The sequence below is a fragment of the Geomesophilobacter sediminis genome, from assembly GCF_016458275.1.
Classification (GTDB): Bacteria; Desulfobacterota; Desulfuromonadia; order Geobacterales; family Geobacteraceae; genus Geomesophilobacter; species Geomesophilobacter sediminis.
The window spans coordinates 220,789-240,041 of sequence record NZ_JAEMHM010000006.1 but is presented as its reverse complement, the minus strand read 5'-3'; the positions used below and the strand labels follow the sequence as shown (position 1 = coordinate 240,041).

Sequence of the window (19,253 nt, the reverse complement as noted above, 5' to 3'; positions counted from 1 at the left end):
CCCCCCCGCGGTGGGGAAAACTGTCCAGGCGCGATTGAACCGGCAAAGGCTGGTTACCGCCTGCGGCGGATCGCGAGGAATGGCGCTCCCGCAGGGTGGGCCGCCCCCAATGGACGCCGCCCCCGTCGCACCCGACGATCCCGAACGCTGCGAGCTACTGCCCGCCGGTGACGAAATCGGCGATGATCTGCGCCATCCGGTCCACGGTGACCCGGGCGTTATTGAACACCAGGTGATACAGCGTCGGGTCGGCAAGATCGCGCCCGAGGAAGTCGGCGATGAAGGCCTCCCGCTGGCGCTGATGCTTGATCGCCATCCGTTCCGCCTCCTCGGCATCAACGCCGTGGCGGCTGGAAATGGCCGCGATCCGGTAGGATAGCGGCGCAACGATCCGGAAGTGGAAGCAGTTGCCGAGTTCCTGGGTGAGCCCGGCGGCGCCGCGGCCGACCAGGATCACGTTGCCCTCCTGGGCCAGCGCCGCGATCTGGCGCACCAGCAGCCGGTAGTAATCCTTGTCGCTTTTCCAACGCGGCGAAAAGGTGGAGAGCGCCTCATCCAAAAACCGATGCTTCACGCCGAGGTTGCTGAAAACCTCCTCCGAAACGTGATGGTTCTCGGCTGCGGCCCGGAAAAGCTCCTTGTCCATCACCAGCCAGGGGAGCCCGCTCCGCTTTTCCATGATCTCCTGAAGCCGCTGCGCGACGGGGAAACCGGCACAGCCGTACTCCCGGGTCAGGGTCACCGTCGGAAAGATCCGGTCTCCCTTGGTAATGCCGTGCTCGCGCAGGTTTCTCCGGTTGATCTCGATCAGGGTTTCCAGCCTCTTCTCCACCGACGCGATCAGATTGCTCTCTCCCATCTCCCGGCCCCCCTCAGGATGATAATCACCTGCCTGAAGAACTAATTAAGCCCGCTTTTGCAACAGAGTCAACCCCGGCTAATGTGAACTGCTGCAAATGATCGCCCCGCCGGGTAAGATTGGCAGATGCTCTGGTTCTGGGTTCCCCTTACCCTTTTCTCCGCCTTCATGCTCGCGACCAGTGACGCGCTGCTCAAGAAGGCCCTCTCCGGTCGCAACGAGTACCTGGTCACCTGGGCCAGGACGCTCCCCGCCCTGCCGTTTCTGCTCGCCCTGCTTCTATTCGTCGATGTCCCTCCCCTGGCGCCGGAATTCCTGCCGAGCACCCTCTGGGCGCTCCCCCTGGAGACGGTCGCCCTGTTTCTCTATACCAAGGCGCTCAAGCTCTCCCCGCTGAGCCTGACGCTTCCGCTGCTTTCCCTCACCCCGGTATTCCTCCTGGTGGTGCCGTCTCTCATCCTTGGGGAAACCATCTCCCCCACCGGTGCGGCGGGGGTGCTCCTGGTCGCGGCGGGGAGCTACCTGCTGCATCTCCCCCAGGCCCGGCAGGGGTGGCTGACCCCGATCCGCGCCCTGCTCTCCGACCGGGGCTCGCTCTGCATGCTGGCGGTCGCCGTGATCTACAGCGTCACGTCCGTCCTCGGCAAACGCGCCATCGCCGCCTCCTCTCCGCTCTTCTTTGCCGCCGTCTACCTGCCGCTTTTGGCGGTGATCGTGACCCCGGTGGCATTGTGGAAAGGGCGCCGGGAGATCCGGGAAATGGGGCGAAACGGCACGGTACGGGCCACCGTCCTCCCCTCCCTTTGCTACCTGGTCCAGGCGCTCAGCCACGTCTACGCCATCAACGTCGCCAACGTCGCCTACATGATCGCGGTAAAAAGAACGAGTCTCCTCTTCGGAGTGCTGTACGGTCGGCTCCTTTTCCACGAGGAAGGAACCACGGGACGGATGCTGGCAACCATCCTGATGCTGATTGGCGTGCTGCTGATCGTGTGGGAAGGATAAGTCGTCAAAATAATGACCGCAGAAAGGGGCGGGCAGTTTTCAAAAGTTTGACAAATGGATAGAGGGGAGCGGCGCCGGCTTACCGTGCAGGAGCGACATGCCTGTCGCGATTGATCGAAACCCGCTGTCACCGCCTTCGGCGGATCGCGCCTGGAAAGGCGCTCCCCCAGTAAAGGTCGTCGCGGCCGGAAAGTCGCTCGTAGCAGGAGATAGCCTTACCTCCGAAAACGCAAACAGCAGCGCCGGCATGGGGCCGACGCTGCTGTTTGTACAGATTTCGTCCTGGGATGAGAGGTATCAGACCTTCTTTTGAATGATCAATCCCTGGAGGGTATCCAGCGCCTTCGAGATGCGGATTGCCTCTTCCGAAGGGATCTGCCGGATCACGTCACCGGTCTGCTGGTTCAGCACCTTCACGATCGTCTGCTTGTCGTCGATATCGAACTGCAGCTTGATCCCGTAGTGCTTCATGAAATCGTTGAGCGCCTGGGTGGCTTCCTTGACGCGATCTTCCACCGTTGCAGCTTTTTTTACCTGCGTCGCGTCCTGTACCTTGGTCGCGAGCTGGAGCTTTATCGATTCCTGTGCCTGCTTCTTGATGCCCGCGTCGGTAGCGGTGGGGGTCGGCGCCGTTGCCGAATTGTGCTGCGTTCCCGGGGCGGGAACGTATGCAGCGGGCGATCCACTGATTGCTTCAAGGGCCATGGCGTTTCCTCCTAAGTCCTTCTACTGCCTCTCATGGTTCCACTTTTCGGCGCTTCCGGGCGAAACTTTAGCAAAAAAAAATCAAGCTTCCCCCACACGCTATTTTTTTTCATCGGGCAGCTTCAAAAAGTTGACTCCGGCAGCCCGGACCGGCCGGTCCAACGGTGGGCACAAAACGGTCCGCGCCCCGCCACCGGTTCTACAGGCAACTGTTTTTATTAGCCTTTCCCGACAGGCAGTAAAGAAGGCTCAATCCTTGCTTACCAATACCGGGGACCATCTTTGCTCACCCTTGGCGCGGCGTGTCGCACCGTGGCGAGGGTCCTGATTTTTTCGGCATTTCTCCAATTACCCGCTAAAGATTTCGCAAGCTGCTGCCGAAGACAACTAACAGCTACCCAATCATCCAAGGCAGGTGCCTATGATCAAGCTGACCAAACTGGACGGGGCAGAGATCTTCCTGAACCCCGACCACATCGAGATCCTGGAAGAGACGCCGGACACCCACGTCACCCTCTCCAACGGCAAGAACTACCTCTTTCGGGAGCCCGCCTGCGTAGTGATCGACCGGATCGTCGCCTACCGGGCCCGCATCCTGAGGCGCGCCGCGACTCCCCCGACAAAGAAGTACCTGGGGAAGACGACCCCGAGCCGGTACCTCCCCGCGAGCAAACCGTAACTTAACTCAAGCGAGCCACCATGGATTTAGCAACCATAATCGGAATTGTAATGGGGGTCGGTGCCGTTTTCGGCGGCGCGCTCCTGGAAGGCCTCCACATCGGGGCGCTGATTCAGCCGACCGCGGCGATGATCGTTCTCGGCGGCACCTTCGGCGCGACCTTCGTCAGCTTTCCGCTCCCGGTCATCCTGAAGGCGTTCAAGGACGTCGGGCGGGTTTTCATGCCCCCCAAGGACGACCCGGAAGGGGTGATCAAGAACATCATCAACTACGCCGCCAAGGCCCGCCGTAACGGTCTCATCTCCCTGGAACAGGAAGCCCAGACGGTCAAGGACTCCTTCACCAAGAAGGGGATCTCGCTGGTCGTCGACGGCATCGACCCGCAAAAACTGCGGGAAACGATGGAGATCGAGCTTTCCTCCTTCGAATCGCACGGCAAAGGGAGCGCCGAGGTTTTCGAGGCCGCCGGCGGCTTCGCCCCGACCATCGGTATTATCGGCGCCGTACTCGGTCTCATTCACGTCATGAGCAACCTCTCCGACCCGTCCAAGCTGGGCGGCGGCATCGCGGTCGCCTTCGTCGCCACCATCTACGGTCTCATGACCGCCAACATCTTCTGTCTCCCGTTCGGCTCCAAGCTCAAGCACCGGCTGAAAGAGGAACTGCTGCAGAAGGAGATGGTGATCGAGGGTCTCATCGCCATCCAAAACGGTGAGAACCCGCACTTCATCGAGCAGAAACTTCGGGCCTACGTGCACGGCGACAGCGGCGAAAAGAAGGGCAAATAGATGGCCAGAAAAAAGGAGCACGAGAAGGAACCTAACCACGAGCGGTGGCTGGTCTCCTACGCGGACTTCATCACGCTTCTCTTCGCCGTGTTCGTCACCCTGTACGCGATGAGCCAGACGGACAAGAAGAAGATCGAGGAAGTCATGGCGTCGATGCGCGACTCCTTCGGGTTCACGCAGTCCTCGGCCCCCACCCCGAGCGTCATCGAGTCCGGGGCGATGAACCTGATCCCCCAGGCCCCCAGCAAGGCCACCTCCACCCCCATGCGGCGCGGCAAGACCCGTGGGTCCACCAAGGAATTCAAGCTCACCAAGGCCTCGCTCGAGGCGTTCCTGATCAAAAGCGGCGCCCAGGACAAGGTGAGCGTCTCCCAGAATCAACGCGGTCTCGTGGTGAGCCTGAAGGAAGGAGGCTTCTTCGACTCGGGAAGCGCCACCATCAAACCCTCCGCGGTCACGCTGCTCAAGGACGTCATCGAATCCCTGTCCGAGTATTCCAATGACATCCGGGTGGAGGGGCATACCGACAACATCCCCATCAGCACCTCGGCCTTCCCTTCCAACTGGGAGCTTTCCACGGCACGCGCCACCAACGTGCTGCGCTACATGATGAAAGAGGATTTCGAGCCGGACCATCTTTCCGCCGCCGGTTACGGGGAATACCGCCCCATCGCCGACAACGACAGCGCGGAGGGGCGGAAAAAGAACCGGCGCGTGGACATCGTGCTCCTCTCCGAGCAGGAGGAGCGACGGGAACCGACGGCAATGCGGCCGGTAAGCGCACCGTTGGGCAGCGGGCCGATCACCCCCGAGCCCAAGAAAGAATAGAAGAAGCCGGTCGGCGCAAGCGGACCGGCTTTTTTCGTGATGCGAACTCGTAGTGGCGGACAGCCCGCGGTCCACCACCCTCCTTTTTCCGTGATCGCAGGGTCTTGTCGTGCAGGAGCCGTCGCGTTTCGTTTGTCAACGCGGCCCACGCACGGGATGTGCCTTGCCTCATTGAGCTCAGTGGCTCATGGCCTCATTGTTTGATTCTCTCCGGTTCTGTCATAGTTTTATCGTTCAAAGTTTTGACCCCTTCCCGCATTTCCTCGCCCCCTTGGTTCCCCGACGCCCCCAAACACCCCTCAAATCGATGTTTTTCCACTATATTCAACCCCTTCGGCCTTTGGCATGGCAGTTGCTTCCCTGAATTCCGACCCATTGCGGTCCAATTTCGGAGGTATCTGACAGATGCTCAAAGGAAAGTCGATTCTGGTCACCGGCGGGACCGGTTCGTTTGGCAAGAAGTTCGTCGAACTCATCCTGCAGCGCTACCCGGAAGTCCACCGCCTCGTAGTATTTTCCCGGGACGAACTGAAGCAGCACGAGATGGCTCAGCAGTTCCCGCCCGATAAATTCCGCCAGATCCGCTACTTCATCGGCGACGTCCGGGACCGAGACCGGATCACCCGCGCCATGGAGGGAATCGACGTCGTGGTCCATGCCGCGGCGTTGAAGCAGGTTCCCGCCTGCGAATACAACCCGTTCGAGGCGATCAAGACCAACATCCTGGGCGGCCAGAACGTCATCGAAGCGGCCATGGACAAGGGGGTCAGCAGGGTGGTGGCGCTCAGCACCGACAAGGCCGCCGCCCCGATCAACCTCTACGGCGCCACCAAGCTCTGCTCCGACAAGCTCTTCGTCGCCGCCAACAACTTCAAGGGAAAGCGCGACATCAAGTACGCCGTGGTCCGCTACGGCAACGTCATGGGGAGCCGCGGTTCCGTCATCCCCTTCTTCCTCAACAAGCGCTCCGAGGGGGTGATCCCGATCACCGACGAGCGGATGACCCGCTTCAACATCACCCTCACCGACGGCGTCAACCTCGTGCTCCACGCCCTGGAGCAGATGTGGGGGGGCGAGATCTTCGTCCCCAAGATCCCGAGCTACCGGATCACCGACGTCGCCGAAGCGATCGCGCCGGGCTGCAAGCACGAGATCATCGGCATCCGCCCCGGCGAAAAACTCCACGAGGAGATGATCACCGCCACCGATGCCATCAGCTCCATCGAGTTCGAGAAGCACTTCGTCATCCTCCCGTCGATCCCGATGTGGGACGCCCAGGAATTCGCCCGCACCTTCAACGGCGCGCCCTGCAAGCCCGGCTTCGCCTACAACAGCGGCACCAACGACCAGTGGCTCACCGTCGATGAGCTGCGCCAGCTCATGGTCGAGCACGTCGATCCCAGCTTCAAGGCGAAGTTGCTGTGATACCGTACGGGAGGCAGAGCATCTCCGCCGCCGACGTGGCCGCAGTGACCGAAGTCCTCCAATCGGACTGGCTCACCCAGGGGCCCGCGGTGGAGCGGTTCGAAAGCTGCGTCGCGGCCTACTGCGGGGTCCCCCACGCCGTCGCGGTCAACAGCGCGACCTCCGCGTTGCACATCGCCTGTCTCGCCCTGGGACTCGGCCCCGGGGACACCCTCTGGACCTCTCCCAACACCTTCGTCGCCTCGGCCAACTGCGCCCGCTACTGCGGCGCCTCGGTCGATTTCGTCGACATCGATCCCCGCACCTACAACATGAGCGTGGAGCGGCTGGCGGAAAAGCTTGCGCAGGCCGCCGCGGCGGGAAAGCTCCCCAAGGTGGTGATCCCGGTGCACTTCGCCGGGCAGTCCTGCGACATGGCCGGGATCGACGCGTTGGCCAAGCAATACGGGTTCAAGGTCATCGAGGATGCCTCCCACGCCATCGGCGGTCGCTACCGGGGTGAGCCGGTCGGCAATTGCCGTTACTCCGACCTGACCGTCTTCAGCTTCCACCCGGTCAAGATCGTCACCACCGCCGAAGGAGGCATGGTCCTTACCAGAAGCGCCGAGCTCAACGAGCGCCTGGTCCGGCTGCGCAGCCACGGCATCACCCGAGATCCCTCCCTGATGCACGGCGCATCCCAGGGACCTTGGTACTACGAGCAGATCGAGCTCGGCTTCAACTACCGCATGACCGACCTTCAGGCGGCCCTGGGCGCCAGCCAGATGACCCGTCTCGACGAGTTCGTGGCACGCCGCCACGAGCTGGTGCGGCGCTACGACGACGCCCTTCGGGAGCTCCCGGTGACCCTTCCCTGGCAGCACCCCGACAGCTACTCGGCGTTCCACCTCTACGTGATCAAAGTGCCGCAGCGGCCGGGAAAGGGGCGCCGCGAGGTTTTCGAGGCCCTGCGCGCCCGCGGCATCCTGGTGAACGTGCACTACATCCCGGTGCACACCCAGCCGTACTACCGGGAGCTCGGTTTCCGGGAAGGTGACTTCCCGCAGGCCGAAGCGTACTATGCCGAAGCGATCACCCTCCCCCTCTACTACTCACTCACCTACGAGGAGCAGGACCAAGTCATCAAGGCGGTAAAGGAGGTAGTGCGATGAATTTGGCACTGATACCCGCCCGCGGCGGAAGCAAGCGGATTCCGCGCAAGAATATCAGAGCCTTCGCGGGCAAACCGATCATCGGCTACTCCATTGAGGCGGCACGGGAGTGCGGGCTGTTCGATCGTATCGTGGTCTCAACCGATGATGAAGAAATAGCGGAGGTGGCAAGGTCTTTCGGAGCCGACATCCCTTTCCTGCGCCCGAAACAACTGGCCGACGACCACACCGGGACCAGCGATGTGGTAAAGCATGCGATCGAGTGGTTTGCGACCCAGGGGACTCCCATCAGCCACGCCTGCTGCATCTATGCAACTGCGCCGTTCCTCCAGCCCTCCTTTTTGCAGGAAGGTTACGAGAAGCTGGTCGCCACCGGCAAGAGCTACGCCTTTGCCGTCACTTCGTTCGCGTTCCCGGTTCAGCGCGCGATCCGGCTTCGTCCCGACGGGACGGTGGAACCGCTCTATCCTGAACACGTCTTCACCCGCTCACAGGATCTGGAGGAGACCTACCACGATGCCGGACAATTTCTGTGGGGACGATCCGATGCTTTCCTGAACGGCACAGTCGCTTTCTCTCCCGCCTCCGTTCCGGTGATCCTGCCACGCCACCTTGTCCAAGACATAGACACGCCTGAGGACTGGACAAGGGCGGAGCTGATGTTCCGGGCATGGCGCCAGTTAGCCGAAACATTATGAAAGTCGCGGTGCGCGCCGATGCATCGGCCAAGATTGGCTCAGGGCACGTGATCCGCACCCTGACCCTTGCCGATGTGCTTCGTGCGGGTGGAGCCACTGTTTGTTTTATCTCCAGGGAGTTCCCCGGCCACCTCTGTGACGTTGTGGAAAACTGCGGTTACCCGACGATACGCCTGCCGGATTTTGCCGCTGCGGCACCTTCGTTTGAGGAAGACGCCGCGCAAACGTCGGCCCGTTTGGCAGCTGAAAAGCTGGACTGGCTGATCGTCGACCATTACGGACTGGGCCAAGGGTGGGAAACTGCCATGCGTTGCAACGCCGCAAGGATCATGGCGATCGACGACCTGGCCGACCGCGACCACGACTGTGACCTTCTGCTGGACCAGAACTTCTTTACCAACGCCGAGGCACGTTACCTTCCACACCTCCCAAAGGGGTGCGTCAACCTCCTAGGCCCCCGGTTCGCCCTCTTGCGACCACAATTCGCTGCGGCGCGGGCCGTCCTGCGTGAGCGGGGTGGAGGCGTGAAGAGGGTGCTGATCTATTTCGGCGGCAACGACACGACCGGCGAGACAGCGAAGGCGCTGCGGGCGCTGGCAAGGAACAGTAAATCCTTGGCCGTCGATGTCGTCGTCGGAGGGCACACCCCCCTGAAGGAAGAGATCGGGAGACTGGTCGCGGAGTTTCCAGCCGGACGCACCTTTTTCTACGTGGAAAACATGGCGGAGCTGATGAGTGAGGCGGATCTTTTTGTCGGAACCGCCGGATCTGCCACCTGGGAAAGATGCTGCTTGGGCCTCCCTTCGGTCGTGATCACCACTGCGGCAAACCAGATTGAGCCGATCAACCATCTCGCGGGATGCGGAGTACTGCTTCACGCGGGGCATGCAGGCGAGCTAACGGAGAAGCAACTGGCGGAGCTCCTTCAGCGGGTAATGGCCGACGCCCCCCTCCTCAGAGGTTTTACGACGAAATCCATGGAGCTCGTCGACGGCAAGGGAGCCGAACGCTGCGCTGAACAACTCGCCTTACTTTCGTTGCAATGAGGTGCGAAATGCATTCAGGAGAAATCATCTGCAGCAAGGATGACGTGAGGGTGATCGACTGCACGGTGTGCGGGTACCGCCACCTACTCCCGGTCCCCGACAAGGAGTTCATCGCCTCCTTTTATAAGAAACAGTATTTCGTCACCACGCAGGACGACTACTACGAGAAGCAGCTGGCCGACAACGACTACCTGAACTTCTGTTTCTCTGAGTACCTCGCGGAAATCGGCAGGCACGTCGGGTCCGGCGCCAGGAGTCTGTTGGACATTGGGTGCGGCAGCGGGCTTTTCCTCAAGTACTGCCACGATGCGGGATGGGAAGTAACCGGGGTCGAGCCTAGCCTCTCCGGGATCAGCGATTTCGCGCGCCAGCACGGCATAACGATCCACGAGCAGGAGTTCGACCACCGACTCTTCGCCGGGAAGCGTTTCTCCGTCGTCACGCTGAACAACGTGCTGGAGCACGTGATCGAGCCGCAATCGGTCTGCCGTGAGATCTATGACCACTTGCTCGAAGAGGGCGGGATCCTTCAGGTGAAGGTCCCTAACGATTTCAGCCCGCTGCAGACGATGCTTCAGGAAAGCCGGAACTTCCGCCCGTACTGGATATCGCACCCCGACCACATCAACTACTTCGACCGGGAGAGCCTGCTCCGACTGGTGGGCAAGGCCGGCTTCACCTTCATCGGCGGGACGGTCACGTTCCCCCTTGAGATGTACCTCATGATGGGGCTGAACTATGTCGAGGAACCGGCAGTGGGTAAATCGATCCATTCTCAGCGCGTCAACTTCGAGTACGTCTTCAGGGATGCGGAAAAGCTGGACCTGAAGCGGGACCTTTACGCCCGCTTCTTCGAGCTCGGCATCGGGCGCGAGCTAATCGCTTATTTCAAGAAGTAACGAAAAAAGGAGTCCCCCTTGATTTACTTCAACTTTGACGCCATCGTCGCTCCCCCTCTTGCCACGATCCCGCAAGAGCTGATTGAGCAGGAAATGAAGAAGCAGGCCGAAACAGGGAAGACCAGCATGGCGATCCTCAATAGCAATTGCGAGATCGTGGAGAAGCCGGAGGTCTACTACGCCTCCCGGAAGCTCGGGCTTCCCGGCGTCTTCGGGCAGTTCATGACCGTGATTAACAACGACATGATTTTCCCGGACCGCTTCTCGCTGGAGCTCACTAACCACTGCAACTTCTCGTGCAAGATGTGTCCTCGGTCGGTGATGACCCGGAAGAAGGAGTTCATGAGCCGGGAGCTTTTTTGCAAGATCGTCGATGAGATCCATGAGTTCTCCAAGGTAACGGCGGTGAACAAGGTCGACCTGTACCGCCTCGGAGAGTCAACGCTGCACCCCGACTTCGGGTTCATGCTCGACTACATCGGGAAGCTAGACACGCCGTTCCCAACTCAGCTCGCCACCAACGGGAGCCGGCTCGACGAGAAGATGATCCGCAAGATCATGGATTCCAGCCTCACCTATCTCGTCCTTTCCTTCAATGCCCAGGACGCCGAGACCTATCGCAACGTAACCGGGGGGGCCGAACTTTCCCAGACGATCAAGGCGCTGCAGAATCTCAAACGGTTCCGGACTAAGAGGACCCCGTTCATCATGCTGCAGTTCGTCGAGCAGGAAGGAACCCACGACAAGCTCGAGGAATTCGTCAAGGAGTACATCGACTCCTGCGATATCGTCATCTCCTCGTCACTTGAGGATTTTGGGGGCCAGCTGAAACAGAACTCGGCCTACGTGGAGAAGCACATTTTGGGCGACGGCGACGGGGGAGACCGTTTGGTATGCCCGCGCGGAGTGTGGCGGCGCGCCATGATCTACGTAAACGGCGACGTCGTCCCCTGCATCTGTGACATCAACGCGAGCTACACCAAAATGGGGAACGTCACGCAGAGCTCCATCAAGGAGATTTTCGACTCTCCGCAGTGGGCGGAGTTCGTCGCCATGCACAAGGAGTGTGGCGAGAAGCTGCTAAAGCATCCGCTGTGCGGACCTTGCAGCGAATGGAAGATCATGACCGGCTACAACAAGAGGTTTACCCCTAAGATAGTTTCGAACCAGTAACGAGGATGCGCCATGATCGAGGCCCCGCAAACGCCGACGCGAGCAGGGACTGAACTGATTCCCTTCGAGCCACGCCACATCGATGCCACCTATGACTGGGTGACCAACCCGCAGTTGCGGCACGATTTTCTCCTCAGGGGGGAGATCACCCCAGAGGGGCACCGGCAATATTTTGCCAAGCTGTTGACCGACCAGACCCAGGCCCTCTACGCCATTACCTTCGCGGGGACCCACGTGGGGAACTGCGGGTTCAAGCACCTCGACCCGATCCGGCGGCGCGCGGAGCTCTGGATCTACCTGGGTAGCTATCAGCATCACGGAAAGGGGATCGGCAACAGCGCGACCTCTCTCTTGATCGAGAAAGGGTTCGGGGAGCTCTCCCTGGAGCTGATCTATCTGCACGTCGCGGAATTCAACGAAAAGGCAGTTGCGCTCTACCAGAGGTCGGGTTTCCAGGTCACCCCCTGCGACGGCTGCCTCGAATGGGGGGACCGCAGCATCAAAATCCTGCACATGGAGCTGCCGGCGGACCGCTGGCGCGCCCTCTGCCCGAAAGGAAATCCATGAAGGTTGCTATAATGCAGCCGACCTATCTCCCCTGGTCCGGCTACTTCAACATGATTCACCAAGCTGATCTATTCATCTTTCTGGACGACGTCCAGTTCGCGAAAAGATCGTGGCAGCAACGAAACCGGATCATGCTCTCGGGAAGTGAACACTTTCTTTCGGTCCCGGTTCAGTGCAAGGGAAAAAGGGAGCAGCTGATCTGGGAGGTGCTGGTGGATGACTCACAGCAGTGGCGGGAAAAGCACGTTAACACGTTGGCCCACGCCTACCGCAAGCATCCTTTCGGTGCCGAGGCAATCGCCCCAGTGACCGACGCACTTGCCGGCTGTGGGGCGGGGCTCGCCGAGCTCAACATCACCATCATCAGCGCTTTCTGCAGTCGTTTCGGAATCACCACTCCGTTCAGGCGAAGCAGCGACCTCGCAGTACATGGGAAGAAATCTGAGCACCTTCTCGCGCTATGCCGTGAAGTCGGCGCCACCACCTACCTGAGCGCGCGGGGCTCGAGGGAATATATCGAAGAGGAACAGGTTTTCAGCGGAACTACCGTGGACGTGGCATACCACGACTACCACCCGTCCCCCTACCCGCAAAGGGGTGCCGCCGAGTTCGTACCCTACCTCTCGATCGTAGACGTCGTCGCAAATCTGGGTTTTGGTCCGGCGGGAAAGCTGGTGCGAGGCGCCGCCGATGCCCTCTCCGCATAAAGGAGCAGCTACTATGAAGATCGGCAACCGCGAGATCGGCGCAAGCCATCCCCCCTTCGTCATCGCCGAAATGTCGGGCAATCACAACCAGTCGCTGGAACGGGCGCTGGACATCGTCGAGGCAGCGGCAAAAACGGGGGCGCACGCCCTGAAGCTGCAGACCTATACCGCCGACACCATGACTCTTGACCTGAAAGAGGGGGAGTTCTTCATCAGCGACCCCAATAACCTCTGGAAGGGGAACTCGCTCTACGATCTTTACCAGCAGGCCCACACCCCCTGGGAATGGCACCGACCGATCTTCGAGCGCTGCCGGGAACTTGGCTTAATCTGCTTCAGCACCCCCTTCGACGAGAGCGCCGTCGAGTTTCTCGAGGCCCTGGAGGTCCCCTGCTACAAGATTGCCTCGTACGAGAACACGGACCTGCCGCTCATCCGCAAGGTAGCTGCCACCGGAAAACCGATGATTATCTCGACCGGCATGGCCTCCCTAGCCGAACTTGACGAGACCGTCCGCACCGCCCGAGCCGGCGGGTGCCGCGACATCATCCTCCTCAAGTGCACCAGCACCTATCCCGCTACGCCAGAGAACACCAACATCCGGACCATACCCCACCTGCGTGAGCTGTTCGACTGCGAGGTCGGCATTTCCGACCACTCGATGGGGGTAGGGGTTGCGGTGGCGGCGGTAGCCCTTGGGGCCACGGTTATCGAGAAGCATTTCACCCTGCGTCGCGCCGACGGCGGGGTCGACTCCACCTTCTCGCTGGAACCGGAGGAGACCAGGTCCCTGGTCGAGGAATCGTTGCGTGCCTGGCAGTCGCTGGGAAAAGTCGCCTACGGCCCCACCGAAAAGGAGCTTCCCTCGCTGAGGTACCGCCGCTCCCTCTACGTGATACAGGATATGTGCGAGGGGGATACCTTCTGCGCTGACAATCTCCGGGCGATCAGACCTGGACTAGGGCTTGCCCCGAAATTTCTGGAACTGTTTCTGGGCAAGAAGGTAGTACGGGACGTCAAGAAAGGAACACCACTTGATTGGGATCTGTTGCTGAGCGAATAGCTGGGCAGTGAGTTGTACAAAAGGAGTGTCATGGAAAACGTCGAAAATCCCTTGGGAGTCTTCATGGTCAACCGATTCGGTGACCGCTACCTCTATGCGGTTAACCGTTCGGCTTTCAACTCAGTGGGATCTGAGTCGCTCTACCAATCCCTGTTCGGGGATTCCCTATTTCTCGAATACCAGCTCTACGTGGTCGTCGGCACCGATTCCGGCGTCTTCCCGCAGTACCTGGCTAAAAAAGGGATCCCGATAGGGACCCGCTACCTCTTCGTCGAACTCCCCGAGGTACTGGCCACTATCACTGCGGGGGGAGCCCTCGTTGGACTGCCGGAAGAGATCGTCGTGACCACCGTGGATCGATGGGAGGAGGAAGCGGCACAGCTCCAGTTCGAGGAATACGTCCTCCTGGACGCGGTCCGGCTTCAGAATTCGGTCGCCTCGAGCGACGCCTACCTTCCCGACTACCAGGTTATATCTTGGGATCTCGGTCTGGAGCTCAACAAGCGCCTGCACATGATCCAGGCTTCGATCAACTGCAAGCTGTTTATCATCCGGCAAGTTCAAAACGTGGCCGACAATAAGATCGGCTTCGCCCAGACCCTCGCCGGCGCTTTTGCCGGGAGAACCGCCATTGTGCTGGCGGGGGGGCCCTCGCTGCTCGAAGCCCTCCCGTGGGTGCGGGAAAATCGGGACCGGGTCGTGATCATCGCCGTCTCGCGCATCAGCAAGATCCTCCTTGCCCACGGCATCGTCCCCCACATCGTGGCAACCGTTGACCCCCAGCGAATCAGCTTTGAAGTCAGCCGCGAATTGCTCCGGTTCCCCGGGGGAAGCGACGGCCCGCTCCTCGTCAACAGTCACCACGCTTCGCAGCTCCTAGTGAGCCAGTGGCATGGTCGGAGCGTGTATACCTCATCGCTTTTCCCTTGGAAAACGCCGCTCAATGCTGACACCCTCCTCTATACCGGCCCTACCGTCGGTAACTTTGCGCTCTCGATTGCGATGAACCTCGGCTGTTCCGAAATCATTCTCGCCGGCATCGATCTCTGCTTCACCCCCCAAGGGCAGACCCACGCCGCCGGGAGCAACGAAGACAAGGTGGGACCCGACCTGAGCCGGGTTTCGAAGCGGATCGAAACATATGGCGGCTGGCATGCTGATACCAACCCCGGATACGCCGAAGCACTCCGCGCACTCACCGTCCAAGCGCGCCTCGCCCAGGCACATGGCCATAAACTCTACAACTGCGCCAAGAGCGCTGCCAAAGTGCCCCTCATCGATTTCGTCGCCATTGACGATTTTGTCGTCGCTCCAGCCGAAGAAACTCCCGCAGCGCTGATCAACCGCATGGTTCCCGAGCCAACTTCTCAAAACCGGTTGAGCCACTACCGCCTGGTGCAAAAGGAACTCTCGCGGGCCCGCCGTTCCTTTCAGGAGATCCTCAACCTCTCCCGCGAGGCGCTCCAATGCGCGGACGGACTTTTCGGCACCAACGGCCGCGAGCGCGACTTCCGGCACAAGATCCGGATGGACAAGATCGAACGCCGTCTGGACCAGCGATACGCTGAATTCACTCTGTTGGTGAAGCAGTTCGGTCTGAAGAAATTTCTCCGCATCCTGAAAGCCCCGACTGAGCCTGCCGACTGGACGGACGAACAAATCGAAACAGCGACGCGGGACTACTACGAAAGCTACATCGAGGGAACCGAGACTCTTATCAAACTCATGGACGAGACCTTGGATCGGGTCGCGGCAAGGATTGAAGAGGATAAGAGCCATCCTAAATTCGATCTTGTTTTCACCCAGTGGGAGAAAGATGAGCAACCCGGACGGCTACGCATCCTGCGCCAGAAGCATCCGGAGGTAGACGCCGTCATGTCGGGCGAGGAGCGAGACCGCGCCCGGGAATTGGAAAACGCCTTCGAAATGATGATGACCGAAGAGCGGACCGAGCAGGTTATTACACTCGAGCAGATTCACGACGTGCGGCACACCCGCTCGAAGGCCCAGCTTCTCTTCGGCCGAAAGAAGCTCGATGACCTGCAAAACATGGCGGAGGGGTTGGCAAAACATCCGGACCCAGAAAAGGCACGTCCCTATCTAAACTTCATCAGAGGGCTGATCGCCGAGCTCCGGGAAAATCCGACCGAAGCGATGGATAACTACCAACCCCTGCTCGAGGAAGGAAGCCCCCTAACCGAAGACGCGCTGCTGCAGATCGCGTCGCTCTCCCTCAATGCCGGCGACGTTGACAACGCCATCCTTGCCCTGGACTGCCTCTCCGGGATCTCGCCGGCCTATCTCCCGCCGTATGGCGACCTCCTTAAAGCCATCGGACGTTTCGAGGATGCGTTCAACTGCTATAACCGCTATCTGGGTATGGTCCCGGACGACCCAAGCGCCATGATGAGGCTCGCGATGTTCTGCCAGGAAGCCGGCATTACCGACGGGGCCCGCGAATTGTTCCAGCGCATCCTGGCGAAGGACCCGCAAAACAGCGCCGCCCAGCGGTTCCTTGACGAACTGAATCTTTCAGCTCCAATCAACACGTGATGCTTGTGCTTGGTAAGCCCTGCTTTTAACTTCACCGTGTCTACAAAAAAAGGCGGCCCTCGTATTCGAGAGCCGCCTTTCCAGTTTCATCAGGAGAAATAAACTAGCCGATTCGTATCGACCGATTTACCAACTTACCGAGACAGCGCCATCTTTCCCGGTGTCCGTACTTATGCCTCCAGCCCCACTGCTGTCATGGCTTCGATAGGCTGAAGCTTCCTCTCGCAAATAACATGCCTTGTTCGTTTTAAGTAAGTTATGTCATGCTCGAAGTAATTTACCTTTCTCGAAAAATAATTCGCTTCGTACTGTAAGTAATTTGCTTAGAGTTAAAAACCAACAAACACAACGTTCAATGCATTTCAGCTCATTATAAAAACACTCATTTCGTACTCGGTAAATATTACATCATGCATGGAATAACTTACTTCATGCATGATGTAAGTTACTCCATGCTCTGAATTAGTGACTCTATGCTCGAAGTAGGTTACTTCGCGATAGAAATAATTTACATTATGCACTGTGCTAGTTTTTGTGCAGTAGTGATTGTTGGTTGCCTGAATTGCTCTTTTGGCGAAGTCAATATGACACAAGTAGCTCTTCGAGCCTCTTCTTTTATGAATCAACCATTGGACAGCAGTGGGATACGTCAATTTTTAACAGTTAATAACCACAATTTAATCACCAGAGCGATTCGTCATTTTCTATCAATAAAAAAAACGGGCGGGATCTTTCGATCCCGCCCGTCTCTGTTGCTTCCTTCTCACCAGCCTTCCGTGCCGAGGCTCTCCTTACCGAGCGTGCCGACGCCCTCCAGCGTGGTCCGTGTACGCGGATACCGCACTCTTACTGTTGGAAACCCGTGAAAGCTTGGTCCGGATCGTCGCCTGTCGCTCCCTTGCCAGCGCCATTACCATCGCGTCAAGTTCCAGGATCCGCTCCGTGGTCGCCTTGCGAAACTCGGTCAACTCTTCTAACAGCCGCTGATCTCCGGCTTGCGTCTGGCGCCGTTTCAGAGCGCCATCGATCCGCTGCAGAGACGCGACGATCTCCTGACGTCGAGCCAGCAAATCGCCTGGGCCTCCTTCGGTGTAGACATCGAAGTCGCGAAGGAGTTCCGAGGCGGCATTCAGCAGCCGGAGGTACTCCTCCTTACAGCGTCCAACGAGATAGGGAAGATTCGTCTCGTCCACAATCACCCCGCAGCAGCCATCCTGCCCACCGGTGCCGGCGCCGACGCCAGGCACCGCTCATTCCGCTGTTGCTCGATCGCCTGAGTCCACGCCTCGCGGAGGGTGGACATCACCTGCATTGCGTCGTCCAACGATTTCGCCCGGCCCTCGACGTTCGCCCGCGTCAGTTCATCCATCACGTACATGTAGAGACGCTCCAGGTTTACAGCAATGTCCCCGCCAACCTCATGATTGAGGGTACTCAGCAGCTCTCCGACGATGGCAAGAGCCTTTCCGATGTAGACTCCTTTGCCAGCCAGGTCCTTTCGGGAAAGCCGGTCCTGAGCTTGGCGACAGTTGCTGATTGCGCCATCGTACAGCATGAGGAGGAGTTTCTCCGGAGAGGCGGTAGTGATCTGGGTCTGCTTGTAGGGGTTGAAGTTGGCCGGCATTGCTATCCTCCAGTGCCCTTAGGGCACGGTGATTGGTTAAGCGCTGGTACTGCTGGAACTACTGAGCGCGGAGGTGAGGTAGCTCCCCTGACTCTTCAGGCTGCTGACGATGCTCTCCATGTTGCTGTACTGAGTCTGAAGGTTGAGTTGCATTGCGGAGATGCGGACTTCCATAGAACTGATCTGATCGTCGATGCCCGAAATGCTCTTCTGTAGCCCTTGAATTCTGGTTTCCAGTAGCCCATTGTTAGTCGCTGTGTCCACCATACCTTGGATGGCCTTGTTGAACTGCTCCGCAATGCCGTATTCGTTGGTGGCATGGTTGGCGAAGGTGCCGACGTTGTGGGTAAAGAGGTCCATTACGCCGTTAAAGTTGTTGGACAGGGCGGCGGAAAGCTTGGTGGAATCCACGGAGAGGGTGCCGTCTGACTTATCGGAGGTGATGCCGAGTTGCGCCAGGTTAGTGTAAGGACCGCTCACGCCGGAGACCGTCGAAGTAAGCAAGTTTTGCAACGTGTTTTGGATGGTACGCAAAGTGGAGTCGCCGGAGAGTACGCCAGCGGTCTTCGTGTCACTGTTGTACGTGGACTGTGCGTTGATCTGGGTAATGGCAGTGTTGTAGGCGGTTACGAAGGCGTTGATCTTATTGGTCACGCTGGTGGTGTCGTTCGCCACGCTGAAGCTCGTAGTCGTTCCCTCCTTGAGAAGGTTCAGCGTGACGCCGGACAGCGCATCGGTCACCGTGTTGGAGGTTTTAGTCATGCTGACACCGTCCAGGGTGAAGGAGGCGTTAACCCCGGCCTGGTAGCTGGGGTCACTCGAGTCGAGGAGCGTGGGACCGGTGCCGAGGCCGGAGAAGTCGACAGTGTAGTTCTTGGTGTCGTTGCCGGTAATCACCAACCGGTTCGGTGTCGAAGACCCGTCATTGATAATGGAGGCGGTGACGTTGGCCCCAGAGCTGTTGATGGCCGATACGATGCCTTGCAGGGTGTTGTTGCTTGAGTCGATGTTTACCGATTTGACGTTTCCCGAGCCGTCGTCGATGGTAAAAGCTCCGGTACCGAACGTGGCGCCGTCAGCGTACCCCACGGAGACCTGACGCTGGGAACGCGCCAAAGTGTTGACAGTCAGGGTGTGGCTCCCCGCCGCCGCGGTGCTCGATGCGGTGACCGAGGCGACCGTACTGTCGCCGACCGATGTTGTCATCGCCTTCAGACCGGAGAGGCTGTTCATACCCTGCATGGTGGTCTGCAGACTGTTGAGCGCAGTCTCCAGCTTGGAGTAGGCATCCGACTGGGACTGGTAGGTTGACTGCTGTTGCTGCATCACCTTTTCCGGCGCACGCTCCACGTCCATCAGCTTGGAGATGATCGATGCGGTGTCGATGCCGGTTGCCAGACCGCTAAAGGTTATTGATGACATGTGATCCTCCCATCTACTTCCTGCTGCAAGGCGCGTGCCTTTCGTCGGGGTCAAATAACCG

At 59.3% G+C, this 19,253-nt stretch carries 19 protein-coding genes; 14 read left to right on the top strand and 5 right to left on the bottom strand.

All coding sequences use genetic code 11. The annotated features are described in order from the left end of the window. Positions 1-154: 154 nt before the first annotated feature. Positions 155-859 (bottom strand): cytidylate kinase-like family protein, encoded by a 705-nt coding sequence (locus JFN93_RS09045; RefSeq protein WP_199383735.1) that lies wholly within the window; start codon positions 857-859, stop codon positions 155-157. Between the two features lie 126 nt (positions 860-985). Between JFN93_RS09045 and JFN93_RS09040 the strand changes: the two genes are divergently transcribed. After that, positions 986-1,864 (top strand): EamA family transporter, encoded by an 879-nt coding sequence (locus JFN93_RS09040; protein WP_199383734.1) that lies wholly within the window; start codon positions 986-988, stop codon positions 1,862-1,864. A 297-nt stretch (positions 1,865-2,161) separates the two neighbouring features. On the opposite strand, the gene JFN93_RS09035 is transcribed toward JFN93_RS09040, so the two are convergent. Next, positions 2,162-2,569 (bottom strand): flagellar protein FlaG, encoded by a 408-nt coding sequence (locus tag JFN93_RS09035; protein WP_199383733.1) that lies wholly within the window; start codon positions 2,567-2,569, stop codon positions 2,162-2,164. A gap of 421 nt (positions 2,570-2,990) precedes the next feature. Here JFN93_RS09035 and JFN93_RS09030 point away from each other — a divergent pair, with 421 nt between their 5' ends. The 13 genes from JFN93_RS09030 to JFN93_RS08970 all read left to right on the top strand — a co-directional run bounded on the left by JFN93_RS09030 (position 2,991) and on the right by JFN93_RS08970 (position 16,146). Next, on the top strand, positions 2,991-3,248 hold the full coding sequence (locus tag JFN93_RS09030) for a flagellar FlbD family protein (protein ID WP_199383732.1): 258 nt from the start codon (positions 2,991-2,993) through the stop codon (positions 3,246-3,248). A gap of 20 nt (positions 3,249-3,268) precedes the next feature. Continuing rightward, on the top strand, positions 3,269-4,036 hold the full coding sequence (locus JFN93_RS09025; RefSeq protein WP_199383731.1) for a flagellar motor protein: 768 nt from the start codon (positions 3,269-3,271) through the stop codon (positions 4,034-4,036). Beyond that, positions 4,037-4,864 (top strand): flagellar motor protein MotB, encoded by an 828-nt coding sequence (locus JFN93_RS09020; protein ID WP_199383730.1) that lies wholly within the window; start codon positions 4,037-4,039, stop codon positions 4,862-4,864. It abuts the gene before it with no gap. Positions 4,865-5,269: 405 nt separating this feature from the next. Beyond that, positions 5,270-6,289, top strand: coding sequence for a UDP-N-acetylglucosamine 4,6-dehydratase (inverting) (pseB, locus tag JFN93_RS09015; protein ID WP_199383729.1), 1,020 nt, complete (start codon positions 5,270-5,272; stop codon positions 6,287-6,289). Then, on the top strand, positions 6,286-7,440 hold the full coding sequence (gene pseC / locus JFN93_RS09010) for a UDP-4-amino-4,6-dideoxy-N-acetyl-beta-L-altrosamine transaminase (protein ID WP_199383728.1): 1,155 nt from the start codon (positions 6,286-6,288) through the stop codon (positions 7,438-7,440). Before pseB ends, pseC begins: the two co-directional genes overlap by 4 nt. Continuing rightward, positions 7,437-8,138, top strand: coding sequence for a pseudaminic acid cytidylyltransferase (gene pseF, locus JFN93_RS09005; RefSeq protein WP_199383727.1), 702 nt, complete (start codon positions 7,437-7,439; stop codon positions 8,136-8,138). The genes pseC and pseF overlap by 4 nt, the downstream gene beginning before the upstream one ends. Continuing rightward, positions 8,135-9,184, top strand: coding sequence for a UDP-2,4-diacetamido-2,4,6-trideoxy-beta-L-altropyranose hydrolase (gene pseG / locus JFN93_RS09000; RefSeq protein ID WP_199383726.1), 1,050 nt, complete (start codon positions 8,135-8,137; stop codon positions 9,182-9,184). Before pseF ends, pseG begins: the two co-directional genes overlap by 4 nt. Positions 9,185-9,192: 8 nt before the next feature. Further along, positions 9,193-10,083: a class I SAM-dependent methyltransferase gene (locus tag JFN93_RS08995; protein WP_199383725.1), complete on the top strand. Its 891-nt coding sequence runs from the start codon at positions 9,193-9,195 to the stop codon at positions 10,081-10,083. 18 nt (positions 10,084-10,101) lie between these two features. Next, positions 10,102-11,256 carry a radical SAM protein gene (locus tag JFN93_RS08990; RefSeq protein WP_199383724.1) on the top strand — a complete coding sequence of 385 codons (1,155 nt, stop codon included), beginning with the start codon at positions 10,102-10,104 and terminating at the stop codon, positions 11,254-11,256. A gap of 12 nt (positions 11,257-11,268) precedes the next feature. Continuing rightward, positions 11,269-11,823: a GNAT family N-acetyltransferase gene (locus JFN93_RS08985; RefSeq protein WP_199383723.1), complete on the top strand. Its 555-nt coding sequence runs from the start codon at positions 11,269-11,271 to the stop codon at positions 11,821-11,823. Then, on the top strand, positions 11,820-12,530 hold the full coding sequence (locus JFN93_RS08980) for a WbqC family protein (RefSeq protein WP_199383722.1): 711 nt from the start codon (positions 11,820-11,822) through the stop codon (positions 12,528-12,530). Before JFN93_RS08985 ends, JFN93_RS08980 begins: the two co-directional genes overlap by 4 nt. 13 nt (positions 12,531-12,543) lie before the next feature. Next, a complete protein-coding gene (gene pseI / locus JFN93_RS08975; protein WP_199383721.1) occupies positions 12,544-13,593 on the top strand; it encodes a pseudaminic acid synthase in 1,050 nt (349 codons plus the stop codon). 30 nt (positions 13,594-13,623) lie between these two features. Next, positions 13,624-16,146 carry a 6-hydroxymethylpterin diphosphokinase MptE-like protein gene (locus JFN93_RS08970; protein WP_199383720.1) on the top strand — a complete coding sequence of 841 codons (2,523 nt, stop codon included), beginning with the start codon at positions 13,624-13,626 and terminating at the stop codon, positions 16,144-16,146. A 791-nt stretch (positions 16,147-16,937) separates the two neighbouring features. Here JFN93_RS08970 and JFN93_RS08965 read toward each other — a convergent pair. The 3 genes from JFN93_RS08965 to fliD all read right to left on the bottom strand — a co-directional run bounded on the left by JFN93_RS08965 (position 16,938) and on the right by fliD (position 19,192). Further along, a complete protein-coding gene (locus JFN93_RS08965) occupies positions 16,938-17,216 on the bottom strand; it encodes a flagellar protein FliT (protein ID WP_199383719.1) in 279 nt (92 codons plus the stop codon). Positions 17,217-17,341: 125 nt separating this feature from the next. Beyond that, positions 17,342-17,770: a flagellar export chaperone FliS gene (gene fliS / locus JFN93_RS08960; RefSeq protein ID WP_199383718.1), complete on the bottom strand. Its 429-nt coding sequence runs from the start codon at positions 17,768-17,770 to the stop codon at positions 17,342-17,344. 36 nt (positions 17,771-17,806) lie between these two features. Then, positions 17,807-19,192, bottom strand: a complete 1,386-nt coding sequence (fliD, locus tag JFN93_RS08955; RefSeq protein ID WP_199383717.1) for a flagellar filament capping protein FliD — start codon at positions 19,190-19,192, stop codon at positions 17,807-17,809. Between the last annotated feature and the right edge of the window lie 61 nt (positions 19,193-19,253).